The organism is Halobacillus sp. (assembly GCF_049282395.1).
Taxonomy (GTDB): domain Bacteria; phylum Bacillota; class Bacilli; order Bacillales; family Halobacillaceae; genus Halobacillus.
In genome coordinates this window covers 1-3,974 of the sequence record NZ_JBAPTY010000120.1, presented here as the reverse complement: position 1 = coordinate 3,974, position 3,974 = coordinate 1, and the positions used below count along the sequence as shown (strand labels likewise).

Sequence of the window (3,974 nt, the reverse complement as noted above, 5' to 3'; positions counted from 1 at the left end):
GCCAGGGCTTCATTGGTTTCCTGGTTAAATTTAAAGAAGTACAAGTATGGTTTTTTCACGACTTCAAAAGCTTCGTCACTACGATACTGATCCACAAATTCAGCATTAAGTTCTGTCTGATCGATTTCTCCAGACTGATACAGGTTTACACCTGTAGAAACCTCTTTAATTACTTTAGCGTTAATGGTTTCAAGTTGAACAGTTTCTGCATCCCAATAATCTTCATTCTTCACAACTGTCCAGCCTTCACCGTGACTCCACTCGGTCATCTTGAATGGACCGTTGGCTAATGTATGTTCAGCTTCTGTGGCGAAGTCTTCGCCTTTTTCTTCTACGTAGCTTTGGTTAATTGGCATAAATGTAATAAACACAGTCATGGATTTGAAATAAGGTACAGGTTTTTCAAGATTTACTTCCAGTGTTTTATCATCTACTGCTTTGACACCTAATTCTTCTGGTTCCACTTCTCCATTACTAACGGCAGTAGCATTTTTAATGATTCCTCCAAGGAAGTACGGTCCATATTCAGAACCTGTATCCGGATTAACAGCTCGTCTCCATGAATAGACGAAATCATTGGCTGTTACTTCATCCCCATTGGACCACTTAGCATCTCGCAGTTTAAATGTCCACGTAAGGCCATCATCACTTACTGTGCCTTCTTCCGCCATTCCTTCTGTAAGGTTACTGTTTTCATCTAGGCGGTAAAGACCTTCCAGTGTTTCGCCGGCCCATTGGAATCCGACTGAATCGGTAATTAAGGAAGGATCCATGCTTGGGATTTCACTTTTAGCTGTTACGGTAATGGTTTGATCGCCCGAAGCGTTCCCTTCTGAGCTTTCTTCTGTGTCATTTCCACCTTCACTAGACTCTGATGAGTTCTCATCGCCTCCACCGCTGCATGCTGCTAATACAAAAATAAGCATAAGTGTGAAAAGCAACCAGATTTTGTGGTTTTTTCTCAAGTGTAACTCCCCCTAATTTTTCAAATATATGTACTTTTTGAATTATACAGATAATTATGAATTTTTTCAACGTAATTTTTTTGTAAAACTGAGGAAAAAGCATCATTACTGAAAATTCAAATTAGATTGACAACACTAATTCTTTTGATAGGATAAAGGAATATCATTTCTTTTTCTAATGAGCAAACGACTAATAATAGGAAAAGAGAATAGAATTTGATGAGAAGGGTGGTTCTAGAAATGAACCGGGAATGGGATATATTGCATACACCGGGTCCGACGCCGATTCCGCCAAGTGTCGATCGGGCCATGATCCAGCCAATGATTGGTCATAGAGGACAGAAATGTAAAGACTTAATAAACAGAATTACTCCGCGCGTGAAGTCCATTTTTGGTACCTCTCAGGATGTGCTTCTACTTACAGGAAGCGGCACATCTGCCCTGGAAGCAGCTGTAGTGAATACCACGAAGCCGGGAGATGAAGTCATCGCTGTAGTTGCCGGTTCTTTCGGTGCGCGCTTTGCGCAAATCTGTGAGTCCTACGAGCTGAATGTCCATCGTATTGAAGTGGAATGGGGAAATGCTGTTCAAGTTTCTCAGGTGGAAGAAGCACTTAAGGCTCATCCTGAGACGAAAGCCGTCTTTCTGACTCATTGTGAAACGTCTACAGGGGTCATGCATCCCGTTGAGGAAGTAGCCAAAAGCGTCAATAAGATCAGTAATGCTCTAGTCCTTGTAGATGGTGTGTCATCTATTGGCGGAGCCCGTATTGAGATGGATCAGTCTGGAATCGATCTCTTAGTGACAGGATCTCAGAAAGCTATGATGCTCCCTGCCGGTCTTGCTTTTGCAGCGGTCAGTGATCGTGCCTGGGAGGTTATTAATGATAATGATCGACCACGTTTTTACTTAGATTTAAGAACCTATAAGAAAAAACTGGGTGACGGCCAGACACCTTTCACCCCGGCTTTATCTCTTTTATTTGGTTTAGAGGAAGTCTTAAATTTAATAGAAGAAGAAGGTCTGGACGATGTGTTTGAGCGTCATCAGCTTATGAAAAACATGACGCGCGAGGCTTGTAAAGCTCTTAACCTTCCATTACTTGTGGACGATGAGAGTGCTTCTACAACCGTTACGTCTATTCAACCTGCTACCTTTAATGCAGAACAATTCAGAAAGCTTGCGAATGAAGAATTCGGACTTATGGTGGCTGGCGGACAGAACCATATGAAAGGTGAAATCTTCCGAATTGGCCATATGGGCTATTGCCGTCCGGCAAACGTTCTTCAGTATGTAAGCATCTTAGAAATTATATTGAAACGGTTGAACCATGATTTCAAACCTGGGGCTGGCGTTGTCGCCGCACAGGAAGTCTATCTCAATCACACCAGGGAGGGAAAATAATGTACCGCGTGTTAATCTGTGACCCTTTAAGTGAAGAAGGAATCCGTCCTTTATTGGATGCGGAGGATGTGGAAGCCATTGCAGATCCTTCTCTGAGCCATGAAGAGCTGCTGGAGGCCGTAAAGTCTGTGCAAGCTATTATTGTGAGAAGCCAGACACAAGTAACCAGAGAAGTGATTGAACATGCCGAAAACCTGCAGGTAATCGGACGTGCTGGCGTTGGCGTTGACAATATTGATCTCGATGCGGCAACAGAACATGGCGTAGTTGTGGTAAATGCTCCTGATGGAAATACCATTTCAACAGCAGAACATACGATGGCTATGCTGATGTCTCTCGCGCGCAATATTCCTCAAGCCTATCACCAATTACAGCAAAAACGCTGGGAAAGAAAGAAATTCGTCGGGGTCGAACTTAAAGGCAAAACGCTCGGCGTGGTCGGTTTCGGCAGAATCGGAAGAGAAGTGGCTCAGCGCGCTAAAGGCCAAAGAATGAAAGTCATCGCCTATGATCCATTTCTTAATCAGGAAAAAGCTGATAAAGCCGGTGTAGATCACGGAACTCTTCAGGAAGTACTGCAACAGGCAGATTTCTTAACCGTTCATACACCTTTAATGGAAGAAACTAAGCATTTGATTGATCGTGAAGCCATTCAGCTCATGAAACCTGGTGCCAGGATTCTGAACTGCGCCCGCGGCGGAATTGTTGATGAAGATGCTCTTTATCAGGCTATTCAAAGTGGGAAAATTGCCGGAGCGGCGCTTGATGTGTTTGAAGAAGAGCCGGCAACTGAGCACCCTCTTCTTTCTCTTACAGAAGTCATTGCTACACCGCACCTGGGAGCGAGCACGGTAGAGGCTCAGGAAAATGTTGCGACTGATGTAAGTTACGATGTATTAGAGCAATTAAGAGGTGGAACCGTAAGAAACCCTGTGAATATGCCTTCCGTTTCTTCAGAAATGATGGAGCAGCTCTCTCCATATTTCAAGCTGTCGGAACGCCTGGGTGCTTTCTTGTCCCGAGTAGTGGAAGGGACGCTTGAGCGCGTAAGTGTGTATTATTCAGGAGAATTGACAGACGTTGATACCACCCCGCTTACCAGAATCGCGGTTAAAGGAATTCTACGCAGACACATTGGACAGCGGGTGAACGACGTAAATGCCTTTAAAACAGCTTCTGATAAGGGAATTGTCATCAATGAGCAAAAGTCGACGTCAACCAAAGGGTTTACGAACTTGCTTACTGTCGAAATTGAAACGGACCAGGAGAAACGAAGTATCGCAGGTACTTTGTTAAATGGTCTTGGAGCCCGTATTGTCCAGCTGGATCAATACTCCATTGACGTGGTCCCGGATGGGAACCTGATTCTTATCCACCACAAAGACCAGCCGGGCGCTATCGGACGTGTGGGGAGTCTCTTATCTGAGCACAATATGAACATTGCTACCATGCAGGTAGGAAGAACCAACCAGGGTGGAGACGCTGTTATGGTTCTGACCGTGGACAAAGAAGTGGAGTCCGAGTGTCAGGATCGACTGGCCCAAATTACGGATATTAATAAAGTTCAGTGCTTAACTCTATAAGATAGAATCTTTTCCCGGGGAC

General features: G+C 44.3%; 3 protein-coding genes. 2 read left to right on the top strand and 1 reads right to left on the bottom strand.

Annotated features, from left to right (window positions below):
* Nucleotides 1-965: ABC transporter substrate-binding protein (locus WAM07_RS05670; protein WP_422165491.1), on the bottom strand; the 965-nt coding region annotated here is incomplete at its 3' end.
* Between the two features lie 240 nt (nucleotides 966-1,205).
* Between WAM07_RS05670 and WAM07_RS05665 the strand changes: the two genes are divergently transcribed.
* Together WAM07_RS05665 and serA are read left to right on the top strand one after the other, a co-directional pair.
* Complete coding sequence (locus WAM07_RS05665; RefSeq protein WP_422165489.1) at nucleotides 1,206-2,369, top strand: pyridoxal-phosphate-dependent aminotransferase family protein; 1,164 nt, start codon at nucleotides 1,206-1,208, stop codon at nucleotides 2,367-2,369.
* Nucleotides 2,369-3,952: a phosphoglycerate dehydrogenase gene (gene serA, locus WAM07_RS05660; protein WP_422165487.1), complete on the top strand. Its 1,584-nt coding sequence runs from the start codon at nucleotides 2,369-2,371 to the stop codon at nucleotides 3,950-3,952. Before WAM07_RS05665 ends, serA begins: the two co-directional genes overlap by 1 nt.
* Nucleotides 3,953-3,974: the final 22 nt, after the last annotated feature.